At 63.3% G+C, this 286-nt stretch carries 1 pseudogene; it reads right to left on the reverse strand.

The window, feature by feature from the left end:
* Nucleotides 1-286, reverse strand: a pseudogene (locus AC0CH3_RS17780) (hypothetical protein); the annotation flags it as partial.

Here is a 286-nt window from a genome sequence, read left to right on the forward strand (position 1 = left end):
AACGGGGATCCGGGTTCGTCGATACAGGAGGCCGGGGGGGTGTCGAGCATCGACCGAAAATAGAACAATCCCCGAACGAGGCAAGCGCATTCGCCTGCTCATTCGCGGATCATCGGTCTCGAACTCGAAGCGGGACGCCGCGTGTTCAACCTGTCCCGACGGTGGTCGGGACGATCCGACTCTGCGGTAGAAGACGTGGTTGCCGATCGAGGCAACCTTGATGACGCGGCCTGCAGGGCGGCGGTCGGCGGTGTTGTAGTACAGCGCCTTCTGCGCGGGGCTGTTC

It is taken from the genome of Sphingomonas sp. AC449, from assembly GCF_979253475.1.